This window comes from Massilia sp., from assembly GCF_031995545.1.
Taxonomy (GTDB): domain Bacteria; phylum Pseudomonadota; class Gammaproteobacteria; order Burkholderiales; family Burkholderiaceae_D; genus Telluria.
The window spans coordinates 35,552-52,620 of record NZ_DAMAGA010000017.1 but is presented as its reverse complement, the minus strand read 5'-3'; the positions used below and the strand labels follow the sequence as shown (position 1 = coordinate 52,620).

Here is a 17,069-nt window from a genome sequence, read left to right as displayed (position 1 = left end):
CCTTATTGCTTGGCCATGGCCTTGTCGACGCTCGACTGCGTCTCCGGGTGATAACGCTCGCGCGCCGCCTTGTAGATGCCTTCGGCCCAGGCGCGGTCTTCCGGTTTCTCGCGCAGTGCGGCGTACAGCGGCACCACGAACTTCTGGCGCCCGACGCTCATCAGGAAGGCTTCCAGGTTCGGACGCACGGCGCGGTAGCCGGCGTGCACCGAAGCGCGGTAGAAGCGGAACGCGACTTCGTTGTTGCCGGTCTTGGCCAGGCCATAGGCGCGGTCCAGCTCTTCCAGCTTGGCGGCATCGGTCTTGTTGTCGATATCGTTCAGGAACTTCATCCACTCGGTGGCATTCCAGTCCTTGGCGTTCAGCTGCGCGGTGCTGACCGAACCTTTCAGCCAGCCGTCGATGGTGGCATTCAGCTTGGCCAGACGCTGCGACACCGCGTGCTGGGCCGACTTCGGAATGCCCGGACCGTAGATCCACTCGTCCAGCTCCGCGTCGCTCATGATCTTCGGATTCTTGGCCAGCAGATTGGTGCGCAGGTAGGCGATGAACTGATCATTGGTCACGCTCTGGAACGCGTGCTGGTCGAACCAGCCGCGCAGGAACGGATCGAACGCGGCGCGGCCGGCGCGCTGCTCGAGCGTGTGCAGGAACCAGGCGCCTTTCGGATAGGCGAGCGAGGTGTCCGGGTAGTACTCGGCCGAGGTGTCGGGCTGGCGCGAGACCAGCGCCTGCTTCGCCGGCGGCAGTTCCTTGAGCATCTCGAGCGCTTCTTCCTGTTCCAGCTGCAGGTTCATCAGCGCCGCTTCCTTGCCGTAGATTTCTTCCAGAATGCGGGTGGTGACGTAGGTGGTGAAGCCTTCATTGAGCCACCAGTGCTTCCACGAGGCGTTGGTCACCAGGTTGCCCGACCAGCTGTGCGCCAGCTCGTGCGCGATCAAGTCGACCAGGCTGCGGTCGCCCGCGATCATGGTCGGGGTCAGGAAGGTTAGGCGCGGGTTTTCCATGCCGCCGATCGGGAACGACGGCGGCAGCACCAGCATGTCGTAACGTCCCCAGCGATACGGGCCATACAGCTTCTCGGCCGCTTCCACCATCTTCTCGGTGTCGGCCAGTTCGTATTCGGCCGCCTTGATGCGCTGCGGCTCGGCGTAGACGCCGGTGCGTCCGCCCAGGGTGCGCGCTTCCAGTTCGCCGATGCCGATCGCCAGCAGGTACGACGGGATCGGCTGCGGCATGGTGAACTTCCAGCCGCCTTGTCCGGTGGCCTTCATGTCGTTATCGGCGCTCATCACCACGCGCAGACCCTGCGGCGCTTCGATGCGCGCGGTGTAGGTGAAGCGTACCGCCGGCGTGTCCTGGATCGGCACCCACGAGCGGGCATTGATCGCCTGCGACTGGCTGAACATGAACGGGTGCTTGCCCGACATGGTCTGCACGGGTTTCAGCCATTGCAGCGCGGTGGCGGTCGGCGCGGTGCGGTAGTGGATGCGCACCTTGGTCGCCTGGCCCGGCAGCTTGATCTGCAGCGGCTGGCCCTTCTCCTGGTCGAACTTGCCGAGCGTGTAGTCGGCCTTGCGCCAGGCGCCCTTGGCGTCCTGGGCTTCGATCTTCGAGATGGTCAGCTCGCGCGTGTCCAGATCGAGCACGGTGGCATTCTTGTCCAGCCAGTTCAGCGTCAGTTCGGCGTAGCCGGACAGCGTCTTCTTGCTGAAGTCGGCCTTCAGGTCCATGTGCAGGGCCGTGGTCTTGACCTGGTCGTATTTGGCATAGCTGAGGGGATCGAGCGCGAACGCGTAGGCGCTCCATGCGCCCAGGAGAGCTGCGGTGGTGGCGCGCAGCAGGGTGCTTGTCTTCATGGTCTCTCGCAGAAAATAGCAGCCCGGACGGGGCTGAAGGCGCGAGCAGAATAGCATGCGCGCGGGGGCAGCGAAAGCGCTGGCGGCGTGACTGCACCGGGAATAAATACGCCTGCCGCCCGCGCCACGGGCGCCGGCTCTGCTATGATCCGCGCTCGCTTTTCACCCGTTTTTATCTGGATTCATGGACGCCTTTCTCGTTTCGACCGGCATCGTGGGGCTCGCCGAGATCGGCGACAAGACCCAGCTGCTGGCCTTCCTGCTGGCCGCGCGCTTTCGCCGCCCGCTGCCGATCGTGTTCGGCATCTTCGTGGCGACCGTCTTCAATCACGCCTTCGCCGCCGCCGTCGGTTCGCTGGTCAGCGAACTGCTGGGGCCCGGCGTGATGCGCTGGGTATTGGGCCTGTCCTTCCTCGGCATGGCCGCCTGGATCATGGTGCCGGACGAAGTCGATGCCGACGACACCCCGCTGGCCAGGTACGGCGTGTTCCTCACCACCCTGCTCGCGTTTTTTGTCGCCGAGATGGGCGACAAGACCCAGGTCGCCACCGTGGCGCTGGCCGCACGCTACGAGTCGATGGCGGCGATCGTGGCCGGCACCACCTTCGGCATGATGCTGGCGAATGTACCGGCGGTGTACTTCGGCGAGCGCATCGCGGGACGGGAGCCCCTGAAGCTGGTGCACGGGATCGCGGCGGTGATCTTCGCGGTGCTCGGCATCGCGACCTTGCTGGGGATGGGCGCAGGCCTGGGATTCTGAACCGTTCGCCCCCGTTCAGAAATACTTGAGCCAGGCGATGTCGCGCCGGCGCGCCTTCAGGCGCGAGTACCATGCGGTCGGCACGTACAGCACCGGCAGCAGCGCCGCATACCACACCCAGATCCAGTTGAAGTCATCCAGCCCGAAGCTGACGCCGTGGGTCGGTCCCCAGATCATGTAGGCGACGTGGTACAGCGCGCGCAGCACGTACATGTGCACGATGTAGAAGAACATCGGTGCGCCGCCGAACACCGCCAGCGCGGACAGCCAGGGATGGCCTTCCCAGCGCTCGAACAAGGCCAGCAGGATCACGCCCACGCCCAGCGTTTGCAGCAGGAACAGGAACGACGGCGGATACTTGGTCAGCGCGATGAAGCCCATGAAGGTGTGCAGCGCGGAGTCGCCCGCCACCCACGGCCGGTCGCCATACACGTTCAGCGCGCGCAGCACGACAAAGGCAGCCAGCATGGCGCAGCCCAGCGCCAGCAGGCGCCGCACCCGCTGGCTGCTGGCGGCGGCGCTGCTCTTGTCGCGCTCATACCAGCTGCCAAGCAGGTAGCCGAGCACGATCACGCCGATCCACGGCAGTACCGGATACGAGGTCCTGGCGAACGCGCCGAACGGCAAGGCGATCATGTCGCGCTGGTGCAGCAGCGCCCAGGCCACGAATCCTGGTTCGCCCGGCAGCAGGCGGATGCCGTCGAGCAGATTGTGGCCAGCCACGATCAACACGCCCAGCACCAGCAGCAGTTTCCTGGGCAAGTAGATCAGGGCGGCCAGCGCGATCATGCACACGCCGATGGCCCAGATCACCTGGAGCCAGAACGTCACCGGCAGCTTGACGGTCCAGGCGAAGGTGAGCAGGGTCACGTCGATCGCCATCAGGAGCAAGCCGCGCTTGACCAGGTAGCTGGCGGTTTCGGCCCGGGTGTGGTTCTGGCCATACAGGTAGGCACCCAGTCCGGTCAGGCCGACGAACACCGGCGCGCACAGGTTGGTGACGATCCGCAGGAAGAACATGGCCGGTTCCACGGTGGCCGGGTTCACCGGATCCGGCACGTTCATGTACAGATACCAGTTTTCGCGGATATGGTCGATCAACATGATGACCATGACGAAGCCGCGCAGCGCGTCCAGGCTTTGCAGGCGGCGCCGGTTGACGGCGCCCTGCTCCAGCGCGTTGAGCGGCGCCGGTCGATCGAATCCATTCAAGCTTGCTTGTTTTACCATCATCGTCTGTCTTGCCATTCTCAGTAAGTCAGCGATAATGATACTGCATTATCGTTAGCAACCACGGCTACTCCTGCATTACCCACACCGGCGCCGACCACAATACGTTGCCGTCATCCTGCGTCACCTTCGCATAATAGAAGTGGGCACCGGGCGCCGGCGTGAAGGTGGTCACCGCCGTCTCCGACATGCGCGTCACCTTGCCGTTGCGGCCCGGGACGCCCTCCATGATCGCCACCGACGCCGCGCGCTTGCCGCCCTGGCTGGCGAAGTTGGCCACCAGCGTCAACGCTCCGCTGTTGGTGAAGCGCTCGCCCATCATACGTCCGTTGGCGGTCAACACCAGCTGCGAATCCTTGTCCATGGTCGCGAACACGCGCCGCGCCCTTAGCGCCTCGACGAAACTGGCGCGGTTCAAGGCCACGCCGTTCTTCAGCAGCACCCCGGTGCGGTTGGTGAACGACGCGCCCCAGTTGGCGCAGTGGTTGTCCTGGTTGCTGCTGAAGGCGACGCGGTAGCCCGCTTCCAGCAGGCGGTTGCAGGCGCCTTCGAAATTGCTGCGCCGGGTTTCGGTCTCCGTGAGGTTGGTCGAGAACGCAGTGCTGTTCATCACCTCGCACAGCACCATCGCTTCTTCGCCGTCGGCCGTGTAGGCCAGCGGCACACCGTCCACCTGGAACTGGCCCGAGTGGGCCGGATGGTTGAACTGCCCCACCCAGCCGCGCTCGCGCATCAGCGTGTACAGCGCCGCATAGTCACCGCGCGGGGTAAGGGTGTCGGCCATCAGTTCGCCCTTGGCGTTGGTCTCCCATCCCAGCAGCTCGTCGCTGTTGAAGATGTTGAGGTGGCCACCGTTGCTGATCACGCCCCACTCCATGCCGTACAGCGCCAGGAAGCCGGGATGCGCCTTGCTGAACGCGGCGGCGCTTTGCAATCCGGACTGGTACAGCGCCCTGGCTTCAAGCGGATCGGCATCCGGCGCGCCGCGTTCCGAGCCGTCGAACATGTGGTTGTGTTCCGACGCGACCAGCACATCGAGCCCGCGCGCATGGGCGAAGGCGAAAGCGTCCTGCGGACCGTGCGGCGCAATGCCGGGCGACTGCGCGCTCTTGCACCCGGCGACGTCGGCGCCGCCGTCGCTGTGGTTGGTCTGGCTGTGCAGGTTGCCGAGATAGACGGTGTAGGGCATCGACTCCGGCGTCGGCACCGCGCTGCGCTCCAGGCCGCGCGGCAGCGGCGCAAACAGCGGCACGGATGGCGTGGGCGGCGCACCGACGGCGATCTCCCAATCCTGCTCGACCTGCTCGTGTTCGTCGCCGCGCACCGAAGCGCGCAGGCGCACGCGATAAATGCCGCCAGGCGCCGGCGCGTTGCCGATGCGTCCGGACCATGGCACCGGCACCGTTACCTCTGCCCCTTCGAGCAGTGCCCGCCCGCGCCAGCGCAGCGCGACTTGCCCGCCAGGGCGTACCAGCTCGACGCGCCAGTCCACGCTGCGTGGCTGCGTCACGCCGGGATAGTCGAAACTCAGCGTGAAGGTGCGCTGTGGTGCGCCCGATTGAAAAGGCGCGTGCAGCGTGGCTTCGAATTCCTGGTGTTCGGCAGGGGCGGCATGCGCCAGGCTGCAGCACAACGACAGGGCCAGGGATGAGGTGACGGAGGCGGTTTTCATGATGTCAATGTTGAAACTATTTACCGCTGCAACATTGCGCCACGCCGTCACCCACTTGCCAATTCGTCCACGCTTATTGATGGGTTTCAAAAAAGGCAAGCTTATGCATCCTTGCCGGAACCTTGCCAGGCCGGTATCGTTGCCACCCATGATCGACAAGCTCGAACTGACCCACCTGCGCACCCTGGACGCCCTGAACCGCTGCGCCAGTCTTTCGGCCGCGTCCGCGCACCTGCACGTGTCGCAGCAAGCGGTCAGCCTGCAGCTGAAAAAGCTGCGCACCCTGCTGGGCGACCCGCTGTTCGTGCGCACCGGCCACGGCATGGCGCCGACGCCGTACGCGAAGCTGATCGCGCCGCACGTGAGCCAGGTGCTGGCGCACCTGAACGCGATCCCGCTGCCCTCGACGCTGCAGCCGGAACAGACCGAGCGCACGCTGGTGGTCTCGGGCACCGACTACACGCAGAAGGTGGTGGTAGCCGATCTGGTGCGCGACCTGCGCCTGCATGCGCCGCGCGTCAAGGTCGCCGTGGTCGGCATCGAAGTGGCCGAACTGGGACGCAAAATGCAGCACGGCGAGATCGACCTGGTGTTCACGGTGGACGGATCGGCGGCGCCCGGGCTGGTGTCCGAGCCGCTGTTCCTCGAGCAGTACCGCTGCGTGACGGCCAACCCAGCGCTGGCCGGCAGGACGCTGACACCGCAGCAGCTGGCCGAACACGACTTCGTGGTGACCTCGCCCGGCGGCGCCCCGTTCAAGGGCTCGAGCGACGGCTGGTTCACGCGCCAGGGACTGGAGCGGCGCGTGGTGGCGTCGGCCCCGACCTTCTTCATGACGCTCGAATACCTGAAGGGCTCCAACCTGGTCGCCTTCATGCCATCGCGCCTGCTGCCGTGCGACGGCTTGTTCGAGGTGGCACTGACCAAGTCCCCGCCCGGCTACACGGTGGTCGCCGGCTACCATCCGAGCGCGCAGGGCGATCCCTTCATGGCCTGGGTGCTGGAGCGCGTGAAAGCGCGGCTGGCTTGACGCCGCTTGTATCGGCTACAAGCCGCACCCGATTGCCGCATGGGTGGCGCCTGTCTATGCTAGCCGCTTTCAACGCACAGCAAGAGCGCCATGACCATCGAGCAAATCAACCCTCCCGAACTCTACGACGGCGCCCCGCACGGCCTGTCGCATGCCACCGTCGATCTTGAATCCGGCCTGGTGTTCGTCTCCGGCCAGGTCGACTGGGACCGTGATTACCGCGTACGCCACGCCACGCTGCCTGAACAGACCGAAGGCGCGGCGCGCAACCTGGCGCTGGTGCTGCAGGCGGCAGGCTCCTCGATCGAGCGCATTCTGCAGCTGCGCGTCTATGTGCGCGGCGAGATCGGCGAGCACCTGGAGACGGTAGCGCCGATCCTGGTGCGCCACTTTGGCGTGACGCGCCCGGCCCTCACCGGCATCGGCGTCGCCTCGCTGGCCTCGCCCGATACGCTGGTCGAAATCGAGGCGGTCGCCAAACTGGTGCGCTGATGCGGCATGCATCAAGTGTTTACTAAAACACGCTAAACTAGGGGTAATTTCAGGGCATATTGTCGAGCCACACGATTGCGCATATAAGCTTACTACCCGGCATTGTGACAGCCGCCCGCGCGCCACGACACCATCCGCACGATGGCGGCGCCAGGGCAGCGGCCCCGTGCCAGTAGGCGAAGCGCAAACAAGAACAGGCGGCCAGACCCTCTGCCGCCATCGTGTGGAGACCCCATGACAGCTCGTACCAACCGCGGAATTTCCCTGAAACCGACCCTGCTGGCGCTTGCGCTGGTGTTTAGTGCCGGTCCTACTCCCGTCCTCGCCGCCGAACCCGGCTCGCCGGCGGCGGCGGTGAATGTCTTCATCGGCACCGGCGCCGACGGCCACACCTTCCCCGGCGCCAGCCGCCCGTTCGGCATGGTGCAGCTGTCGCCCGACACGCAGGTGCGCCACTTCCGCCAGAGCTATCCGTGGGCCTCGGGCTACAACTACGCCGACGATTCGATCCTCGGCTTTTCGCACACCCACTTCTCGGGCAGCGGCCACTCCGACCTGGGCGACGTGCTCCTGATGCCGTACAGCGGCGACACGCGCCTCGAACCGGGCTACCCGGAACGCCCGTTCACCGGCTACCGCTCGCGCTTCTCGCACGACCAGGAAAAGGCCGAACCGGGATACTATGCGGTGCGCCTGAAGGACCATGAAGTCGACGTCGAACTCACCGCCAGCGACCGCGTCGGCCTGCACCGCTACCGCTTCAAGCAGGGCGAGCCGGCCAAGGTGATCCTCGACCTGCGCACCAGCATCTACAATTACGACAACAAGAACCTGTGGTCGCGCCTGCGCATGCGCGACGCGTCGACGGTCAGCGGCATGCGCGAGACGCGCGGCTGGGCGCCGGGCCGCCAGCTGTACTTCGCGATCCGCTTCTCGCGCCCGATCGCCACGCGCCAGTTGCTCAACCGCGAAGAGTCGATCGAATACAAGGGCTTCGCCCAGCCGGGCAAGAATGCGGGGGACCGCGCCATGGTCGAGGGCAAGGCGCTGATGGGCGACTTCCAGTTCGACGTGCCGAACGACGGCACGCTGATGGTCAAGGTGGCGATTTCACCGGTGAGCGAGGACAACGCCATCGCCAACCTGGACGAGATGCCGGGCTGGGACTTCGATGCCGAACGCGGCAAGGCAAGCAAAGCCTGGAACGAGGCGCTGGGCGCGGTCAGCGCCGAAGCACCGGCGCCGATGCGCACCATGTTCTACACGGCCCTGTACCACAGCATGCTGGCGCCGTCGCTGTACATGGACCGCGACGGCAGCTACCGCGGCCCCGACAATGCGGTGCACAAGGCGAAGAACTTCCGCTTCCACTCGACCTTCTCGCTGTGGGACACCTACCGCGCGCTGCATCCGCTGCTCACGCTGATCCAGCCCGAGCAGCGCAACGCCGACTTCGTGCGCTCGCTGGTGGCGTCGCAGCAGCACAGCCCCTACGGCATCCTGCCGGTGTGGAGCTTCCATGGCCTGGAGACCTGGACCATGATCGGCTACCACGCGGTGCCGGTGATCGCCGACGCCTACATGAAGGGCATCAAGGGCTTCGACGCCGAGGAAGCATTGAAGGCCATGACCGCCAGCGCCGAATACGGCCCGTACGGCGGCCTGGAACACTACATGAAGCTGGGCTACGTGCCGATCGACCTCGAGAAAGAAGCCGCATCGAAGACCGTGGAATACGCGTTCGACGACTGGACCATCGCGCGCATGGCCGAGAAGATGGGCAAGAAGGACATCGCCGCGCGCTACTACAAGCGCGCCCAGAACTACCGCAACGTGTTCGACAAGGACACCGGCTTCATTCGCGCCCGTAAATCGACCGGCGAATTCCGCACCCCGTTCGACCCGAACGTGTCGAACTTCGGCAGCGACTACACCGAGGGCAGCGCCTGGCAGTATTCCTGGTATATGCCGCACGATAACGCCGGCCTGATCTCGTTCCTGGGCGGCGACGCCGGCCTGGTCTCGAAGATGGACCAGGTGTTCGACGCCAAGGGCATCGACAATATGTACGCCCACATGGAAGACATCTCGGGCCTGATCGGCCACTACGCCCACGGCAACGAGCCGTCGCACCACGTGGCTTACCTGTACAACTACGCCGGCGCGCCGTGGCGCACGCAGGAACGCCTGGCGCAGATCGTGTCCACGCAATACAGCGACAAGCCGGACGGCCTGGCCGGCAACGACGACTTGGGCCAGATGTCGGCCTGGTTCGCCTTCACCGCGATGGGCTTCTATCCGGTGGCCCCGGCCAGCAACGAGTACGTGATCGGCCGTCCGTTCCTGGACAAGGCCACGCTCAACCTGCCGAACGGCAAGCGCTTCCGCATGCGCGCCGATAACCTGTCGGATGCCAACCGCTACATCGGCCGCGTCACGCTCAACGGCAAGCCGCTGACGCGCACCTTCCTGCGCCACGAAGAGATCGTGGCCGGCGGCGAACTGGTGTTCACCATGCAGGACACGCCGAACAAGGAATGGGGCAAGGAGCAAGGCGCCCGTCCGTACACCCAGACGCGCTACTGATCGGGGACGACGATGACGATCAAACGTTACTGCGCCCTCGGTCTGCTTGCGGCCGTGTCCTTGACGGCGACGGCCGACGACATGCCGCGCGTGGGCAAGGTGAGCGACCCGGTCGAATGGGTCAACACCCTGATGGGCACCGACAGCAAGCCCGAACTCTCGAACGGCAACACCTACCCGGCGATCACGGTCCCGTGGGGCATGAACCTGTGGACGCCGCAGACCGGCAAGATGGGCAACGGCTGGGCCTACACCTACAGCGCCGACAAGATCCGCGGCTTCAAGCAGACGCACCAGCCGTCGCCGTGGATGAACGACTACGGCCAGTTCGCCATCATGCCAGTCACCGGGCGTCCCGGCGGCAAGAAGCGCTTCAACCAGGACGAGCGCGCCTCGTGGTTTTCGCACAAGGCCGAAGTGGCAAAACCCTATTACTACAGCGTGTACCTGGCCGACCACGACGTCACCGCCGAGATCACGCCGACCGAGCGCGCTGCCCAGTTCCGCTTCACCTTCCCGGAATCGAACGACAGCTACGTCGTGATCGATGCCTTCGACAAGGGCTCCTACGTCAAGATTCTGCCAGGCCAGCGGCGCGTGATCGGCTACAGCACGCGTTACGCACGCGGCCCGCTGCCGAAGAACTTCCGCAACTACTTCGTGATCGAGTTCGACCAGCCGTTCGCGTCCAGCGACACCTGGCAGGGCGAGGCCCTGGTGGAAGGCCGGCTGGAGACCGAGGGCGACCACAGCGGCGCCGTGGTCGGCTTCAAGACCAAAAAGGGCCAGAAGGTGAACATGCGCGTGGCGTCGTCGTTCATCAGCTTCGAACAGGCGCAACTGAACCTGCAGCGCGAACTGGGCAAGGACGATTTCGAGGCCACCCGCGCCAAGGGCAAGGCGGCCTGGAACGAGGTGCTGGGCAAGGTCGCGGTCGAAGGCGGCACGGTCGACCAGACCCGCACCTTCTATTCGAGCCTGTACCGCATGGTGCAGTTCCCGAACAAGATGTACGAGATCGACGCATCCGGCAAGCCGGTGCACTGGAGTCCCTACAACGGCCAGACCCTGCCCGGCTACCTGTTCGCCGGCACCGGCTTCTGGGACACCTTCCGCGCGCTGTACCCGTTCCTGAACCTGGTCTACCCGTCGATCAACCGCGAGATGCAGGAAGGCCTGGCCAACGCCTTCAAGGAAGGCGGCTGGCTGCCCGAGTGGTCGAGCCCCGGCTACGCCAATGTCATGATCGGGAATAACTCGGCCTCGGTGGTGGCCGACGCCTACATCAAGGGCGTGCGCGGCCAGGACATGGACGCGCTGTGGCAGGCGCTGAAACACGGCGCCGACAACGAAGGCCCGATGACGGCGGTCGGCCGCGCCGGCGTCAAGTTCTACAACGAACTCGGTTACGTGCCCTACGACGTCGGCATCAACGAGAACGCAGCGCGCACGCTGGAATACGCTTACGACGACTTCACCATCTACCAGCTGGGCAAGGCGCTGGGCAAGCCGCAGTCCGAGATCGCCATCTACGCCGAACGCAGCATGAACTACAAGAAGCTGTTCGACCGCGAGACGGGCCTGATGCGCGGGAAGAACCGCGACGGCAGCTTCCAGTCGCCGTTCAATCCCTTCAAGTGGGGCGACGCCTTCACCGAAGGGAACAGCTGGCACTACTCGTGGTCGGTGTTCCACGACGTCGCCGGCCTGGCCGAGTTGATGGGCGGGCGCGAGGCATTCGTGAAGAAGCTCGACACAGTGTTCACGCTGCCGCCGGTCTACGACGAGAGCTACTACAAGAGCGTGATCCACGAGATCCGCGAAATGCAGATCGCGAACATGGGCCAGTACGCGCACGGCAACCAGCCGATCCAGCACATGACCTACCTGTACAACTACGCCGGCGCGCCGTGGAAGGCGCAGTACTGGATCCGCGAGACCATGAACCGCATGTACGCGCCGACGCCGGACGGCTACTGCGGCGACGAGGACAATGGCCAGACCTCGGCCTGGTACGTGTTCTCGGCGCTCGGCTTCTATCCGGTCACGCCCGGCGTGAACCAGTACGTGGTCGGCGCACCGCTGTTCCCGAAGGCGACCGTGCAGCTGGAGAACGGCAAGCGCATCACCATCAACGCGCGCGGCGATGGGCGCTACGTCGACCAGCTGGCGGTCAAGGGCAACCCGATCGAGCGCAACTGGCTCGGCCACGAAGAACTGACGCAGGGAGCGACGCTCGACTTCAGCATGTCGGCCCAGCCGAACACGCGGCGCGGCACCAGGCCGGCCGATGCACCCTACTCGTTCTCACTGGACCCGAAACGCTGAGATCTGCCATGGCAAGTCCCCGCAACACCGGCAACGGCGGCAGCAACAACATTGGCCGCATCGCGTTTTTGCTGCACCGCCAGCACAACACGCAGGCGGCCAGCCCGTTCTACCTGCCGGTGCTGCACGGCGCCGAGGAAGCCTGCCGCGAGCGCGGCATCGTGCTGGCTTTCGTGGTGGTCGGCCCGGCCGAGCCGGTGCTGGACCTGCTGCGCCTGCACCAGCCGGACGCGCTGCTGTGCGCCGGTTTCTTCGAACCCGAGATGGTGGCGGCGCTGCGCGACACCGGCAAACCGCTGGTGCTGCTCGACATGCGCCTGCCCGGCTATCGGTCAGTGAACCACGACCACCAGCTGGGCGGCTACCTGGCCACGCGCCACCTGATCGACGGCGGCCGGCGCCGCATCGCCATGCTCACCGGCCCGTTGGCCCACTACAGCATCCTGGAGCGCTACCGCGGCTTTCGCAGGGCGCTGTTCGAGGCCGGCATGCTGGCCGACCCGGCGCTCGAAGTGCAGCTGCCCAGCACCGGCAACGCCGTCGACAACGTCGGCCGCGCCCTGGATACCCTGCTGGCCGGCGGCAAGCAGCCGGACGCCCTGTTCTGCTACAACGACAGCGCCGCGCTGGCCGCGCTGCGCTACATCCGCGAGCGCGGCCTGGCGGTACCGCGCGACATCGCCATCGTCGGCTTCGACGACATCGACGGCGCCGCCCGGGCCATGCCACCGCTGTCGAGCATCCGCATCGACAAGGACACCCTGGGCCGGATGGGTGTCGAGGCCTTGCTTGACCGCCCGGTCGCATCCGGCGCGCAGGCCGTGCTGGAACAGACGCTTGCCGTGCAACTGATGGCGCGCGCGAGCAGTACCGACTGATTTTCCGCTACCACCCATGTTCAAGCGCTTGTCCCAACGCCCGTCCGCCAGCACCGGCCTGCCCGCGCTGCCGGACTTCTTCTCGTCCGACGTCCTGACCCGCCACATCGCCGACACCATGGCGTTCTACTATCCGCGCTGCGTCGACGCCAGCGGCGGCTTCCATCAATGCTTCAGGATCGATGGCAGCGTCCATGACGCCGCCACGCGCAACCTGGCGTCGAGTGCGCGCTGCGTGTCCATGTTCGCCAACGCCTACCGCCACTTCGACAATCCCGACTACCAGGGCATGGTGCGCCACGGCATCGACTTCCTGCGCCGCGTGCACCGCGACCCGGAGTCCAAAGGCTACATCTGGCAGCTGGCATGGCAGGACGGCGAAGCGCGCGTGCTCGACGCCGACAACCACTGCCATGGCCTGGCCGCCGTGCTGCTGGCCTACGCCCACGCATTGATGGCCGGCGTGCATGAAGCGCGCGCCTGGATCCACGAGACCCACGAGTTGATGGAGCGGCACTTCTGGGAACCGCAGCACGGCCTGTATGCCGACCGCGCCAGCGCCGACTGGAGCGTGCTGGCCCCCTACCGCGGCCAGAAAGCGAACATGCACGTCTGCGAAGCGCTGCTGGCGGCGTGGCGCGCCACCGGCCACGTCGCCTTCCTGCAGCGCGCCGAAACGGTGGCCCGCAACATCACCCGGCGCCAGGCCGACCGCGCGGGCGGCATGATCTGGGAGCACTACCATCAGGACTGGACTCCGGACTGGGATTTCAACCTCGGCAACAAGGCCGACGGGCTGCTCCCGTGGGGCTACCAGCCGGGCCACTTCAGTGCATGGAGCAGGCTGCTGCTGCAGCTCGAAGCCCACTGGTCGCTGCTCGAGCGCGATCCGGACTGGCTGCTGCCGACGGCACAGGCGCTGTACGCGAGCGCGCTGGGCCACGCGCTCGACCGCAGTGAGGGCGGGCTGCATGGCGGCTTCGCACCGGGTGGCGCCGTCTGCGACGCCAACAAATATGCCTGGGTCCAGGCCGAGACGCTGGCCGCCGCCGCCCTGCTCGGCGCGCGCAGCGGCCAGCAGCATTACTGGTCGGACTACGAGCGTCTGTGGGCCTATTGCTGGGAGCATTTCGTCGACCACCAACATGGCGCCTGGTACCGCGTACTGCGCGCCGATAACGGCCGCCACCCGGACGAAACGAGCCGGGCCGGCAAGGCCGATGACCACATCATGGGCGCCTGCTACGACATCATTCCGGCGCTCGACAAGTACCACGGCTGAACCACCGGCCGGCAGTACCATTGGCGCGATTTTTGGTTGATAATCTTAGTTAATAGTAAGCAACACTAAAGATCACGCGCTCCGATGGCCACGCTCTCCCCCCACTCCCTGCCCACCCTGCGCCTCGGCGCCGGACACTATCGCGAAATCGACGTCCTCGAGCGCCTGCGCGACCACCTGCCCGAGGGCTTCGAGGTCTTCCACAACCTGGCCCTACACACGGTGCAGGGCGGGCGCGATTGCTACGGCGAGATCGACATCGCGGTGCTGGCGCAGCAAGGCGCCCTGCTGCTGATGGAAGTGAAGGCCGGTCCGGTGATCGTGCGCGACGGCGGCCTGTTCAAGGCCTACGGCAACGGCGAATCCGACGTGGCGCGCCAGGGCAAGCTGCAGCGCGCGGCGATGCAGAACCGGCTGCAGGCGGCGGGACTGCAGCCGGCGCTGGTGTGCTGCCTGGTGCTGCCCGACTACGAGATCGGCGCCGCCCAGGTGCTGTCGATCGCGCGCGAACGCATCATCGACGCCGCGGCCTACCCGCACATGGTGGGCACGGTGCGCGACTGGCTTAATCAGGCAGAGCTCCAGGCTCAGGCGCGGCCGCCGGTCGACCGCGCCGCGCTGCGCCGCCTGCTGCTCAACCAGTTCCAGGTCACGCCGCAGATGGACGTGCTGCGCGACCAGCTGCAGGGCGCGGTGCGGCGCCTGGCCGACGGCCTGGCCACCTGGGCGCCGCGGGTCGAGGCGGCGTCCGGCATCGTGCGGGTGCAGGCCACCGCCGGCTCGGGCAAGACCCAGCTGGCGCTGCAGCTGCTCGACAGCGCCCGCGCCGAACGGCTGCAGGCAGGCTACGTCTGCTTCAACCGCACCCTGGCCGACCACGTACGCCGGCTGGCACCGCCGGCCAGCGAAGTGGTCAACTACCATGAGCTGTGCGTCGAGCATTACCGGCGCCACCACGGCGAACCGGAATTCTCGCCGCAGGGCTTCGAGCGCATGGCCGCGGCCTACCAGGAAGCCAGCGCCGGCTTCGCGGCGCGGCTCGACCTGTTGATCATCGACGAAGCCCAGGATTTCGACGCCGGCTGGGTCGAGAGCCTGTGCAGGCGCCTGAAGCCCGACGGCCGCCTGTACGTGCTGGAAGACGAGGCCCAGCGCCTGTACCGCCAGGACGGCTTCGAGCTGGGCGAAGCGGTGACGATCCGCTGCAGCGACAACTTCCGCAACCCGCGCGCCATCTGCGACACCATCAATGCGCTGGCGCTGGTGCAGCCGCCGGTGCGCAGCATGAATCCGTACATCGGCGAGGTGCCCGAGATCCGCACCTATACCTCGGACGCCGGCCTGCTGGCCGCGACCGAAGCGGCGGTGGCGGCGCTGCTGGCGCGCGGCTTCGCGCTGGACGACATCGCGGTCGTGTGCGGGCGCGGGCGCGACCGCTCGCTGCTGCTCAACCGCGTGGCCATCGGGCCGCACCGCACGCGCCGCTTCACCGGCGAATACGACCGCGCCGGCGAGCCGCGCTGGAGCGACGGCGAACTGCTGGTCGAATCGGTGTACCGCTACAAGGGCCAGAGCGCGCCCGCGATCGTGGTGGCCGAATTCGATTTCGACCGGCTCGGCGACAGTGAGCGGCGCAAGCTGTTCGTGGCGCTGACGCGGGCCCAGATGGCGCTCGAACTGGTGCTGTCGGCATCGGCCGAGCGCTGCCTGGCGGCGCAGCTGGAGGCGGCGCTAGGTCAGGCGTAAGCGGCCGCCATGCGCTGCGCGATGCCGGCCAGTTCGGCGCGCAGCGCGGCCGGCTCCTCGATCACCACGCCGTCGCCGAAGCCGAGCAGCCACCACACCAGCGCACGTGTGTTGGGCACGGTGGCGCGCAGATGCAGGCGGCCGTCCGGACCGGCCGTGAGTTCCTGGTCGTCGTCGAGCGGGGTTTCGTACAGGTGCTCGCCGGCGGCGCGCGAGAACACCGCATGCAGCCGCACCGGCGCGCCGGCGATCACGCCGAACTGGCCCGACCTGATGTAGTCGTCGAGATCGAAGCCGGGCTTGGCGCGCGCCGGTTCATACAGGGCCTCGGCCTGCTGCACGCGGTGCAGCGCGATGGTGCGCACGTCCTCGTAGGCGCCGAACATGCAGACCAGGTAGATCAGGCCGCCGCGCTGGACGATCGCCAGCGGATGCACGGCCGCATACAGCGTCGCTTCCTGCGCATCGCGCTTCAGGTAGTGCAGCCGCAGCTGGCGGTCTTCCATCAGCGCGCGATAGACCACGCGCTGGCAGTCTTCGCTCATGCGCGGCGGCTTCAATGGCTGCTGCGGCGCCACGCTGCGCACCTTGTTCAGCCACGCCTTCGACTGGGTCGAGCCATCCACCGTGGACAGCGCGCGCTGGGCCGAGGCGAAGTGCGGCTGCAGGGCCTCGACGGTGCTGGGCGGCAGATGGTGGCGCAGGTGCTGCTCGACCAGCGTCAGGGTCAGCGCTTCCGGCAGCGACAGGCCGGGCAGGTCGAAGCTCGAGGCGTCGCGCAGCCAGCTCCAGCCATACGGCTTGCTGTCGTAGTCGACCGCCAGCGGGAATACCTGCGACAGCTCGTTCAGGTCGCGCTCAACGGTGCGCTTGGTAACCGGGAATTCGAGCGCGCGCAGGCGCTCGTACAACTCGCCGGCCGAGATGCTGTGCGGGGCGCGCGGCACCAGCCGCAGCATGTTCCACTGGCGCAGGAGGGATTGCTGGTTGGTCGCCATTCAGCGCTCCGTGGCTCGTGGATGGGTGGTCTGGGAGGGATGCATCGATGCGGGCATGGTGGCGGGTCTTGTCGTTGCGGCGTGTTGTGCGTTCAAGCTGCGATCGTAACAAAAAGCTTGCAATCAGGAAACTACCAACTGGCGCCGGGCGGCATACGCTAGGCCACTTGCGCGACAAATACCGTCGCAACCGCGGCTTTTTTCGGCG

12 protein-coding genes are annotated in these 17,069 nt (G+C 66.5%); 8 read left to right on the top strand and 4 right to left on the bottom strand.

The features are described 5' to 3' along the window. Nucleotides 1-2 precede the first annotated feature (2 nt). Nucleotides 3-1,859: a M1 family metallopeptidase gene (locus RTQ83_RS13685; RefSeq protein WP_312515455.1), complete on the bottom strand. Its 1,857-nt coding sequence runs from the start codon at nucleotides 1,857-1,859 to the stop codon at nucleotides 3-5. A gap of 184 nt (nucleotides 1,860-2,043) precedes the next feature. Here RTQ83_RS13685 and RTQ83_RS13680 point away from each other — a divergent pair, with 184 nt between their 5' ends. Next, entirely contained in the window at nucleotides 2,044-2,619 is a 576-nt protein-coding gene (locus tag RTQ83_RS13680) for a TMEM165/GDT1 family protein (protein ID WP_312515452.1), read from the top strand. Nucleotides 2,620-2,634: 15 nt separating this feature from the next. On the opposite strand, the gene RTQ83_RS13675 is transcribed toward RTQ83_RS13680, so the two are convergent. Next, on the bottom strand, nucleotides 2,635-3,831 hold the full coding sequence (locus RTQ83_RS13675) for a heparan-alpha-glucosaminide N-acetyltransferase domain-containing protein (RefSeq protein ID WP_312515449.1): 1,197 nt from the start codon (nucleotides 3,829-3,831) through the stop codon (nucleotides 2,635-2,637). Between the two features lie 85 nt (nucleotides 3,832-3,916). Further along, nucleotides 3,917-5,521 carry a CehA/McbA family metallohydrolase gene (locus tag RTQ83_RS13670; protein WP_312515447.1) on the bottom strand — a complete coding sequence of 535 codons (1,605 nt, stop codon included), beginning with the start codon at nucleotides 5,519-5,521 and terminating at the stop codon, nucleotides 3,917-3,919. A 148-nt stretch (nucleotides 5,522-5,669) separates the two neighbouring features. Here RTQ83_RS13670 and RTQ83_RS13665 point away from each other — a divergent pair, with 148 nt between their 5' ends. From RTQ83_RS13665 to RTQ83_RS13635, 7 genes are all read left to right on the top strand, one after another. Beyond that, on the top strand, nucleotides 5,670-6,551 hold the full coding sequence (locus tag RTQ83_RS13665) for a LysR family transcriptional regulator (protein WP_312515444.1): 882 nt from the start codon (nucleotides 5,670-5,672) through the stop codon (nucleotides 6,549-6,551). Between the two features lie 90 nt (nucleotides 6,552-6,641). Next, nucleotides 6,642-7,043, top strand: a complete 402-nt coding sequence (locus RTQ83_RS13660) for a RidA family protein (protein WP_312515441.1) — start codon at nucleotides 6,642-6,644, stop codon at nucleotides 7,041-7,043. Between the two features lie 234 nt (nucleotides 7,044-7,277). Next, entirely contained in the window at nucleotides 7,278-9,629 is a 2,352-nt protein-coding gene (locus tag RTQ83_RS13655) for a GH92 family glycosyl hydrolase (RefSeq protein WP_312515438.1), read from the top strand. Between the two features lie 12 nt (nucleotides 9,630-9,641). Further along, nucleotides 9,642-11,957: a GH92 family glycosyl hydrolase gene (locus RTQ83_RS13650; RefSeq protein ID WP_312515435.1), complete on the top strand. Its 2,316-nt coding sequence runs from the start codon at nucleotides 9,642-9,644 to the stop codon at nucleotides 11,955-11,957. Nucleotides 11,958-11,965: 8 nt separating this feature from the next. Then, nucleotides 11,966-12,835: a substrate-binding domain-containing protein gene (locus RTQ83_RS13645; protein WP_312515432.1), complete on the top strand. Its 870-nt coding sequence runs from the start codon at nucleotides 11,966-11,968 to the stop codon at nucleotides 12,833-12,835. 16 nt (nucleotides 12,836-12,851) lie between these two features. Further along, nucleotides 12,852-14,117 (top strand): AGE family epimerase/isomerase, encoded by a 1,266-nt coding sequence (locus RTQ83_RS13640; protein ID WP_312515430.1) that lies wholly within the window; start codon nucleotides 12,852-12,854, stop codon nucleotides 14,115-14,117. Between the two features lie 84 nt (nucleotides 14,118-14,201). Next, nucleotides 14,202-15,863 (top strand): ATP-binding domain-containing protein, encoded by a 1,662-nt coding sequence (locus tag RTQ83_RS13635; protein ID WP_312515427.1) that lies wholly within the window; start codon nucleotides 14,202-14,204, stop codon nucleotides 15,861-15,863. On the opposite strand, the gene RTQ83_RS13630 is transcribed toward RTQ83_RS13635, so the two are convergent. Further along, nucleotides 15,854-16,861, bottom strand: a complete 1,008-nt coding sequence (locus RTQ83_RS13630; RefSeq protein ID WP_312515424.1) for a WYL domain-containing protein — start codon at nucleotides 16,859-16,861, stop codon at nucleotides 15,854-15,856. The genes RTQ83_RS13635 and RTQ83_RS13630 overlap by 10 nt on opposite strands. Nucleotides 16,862-17,069: the final 208 nt, after the last annotated feature.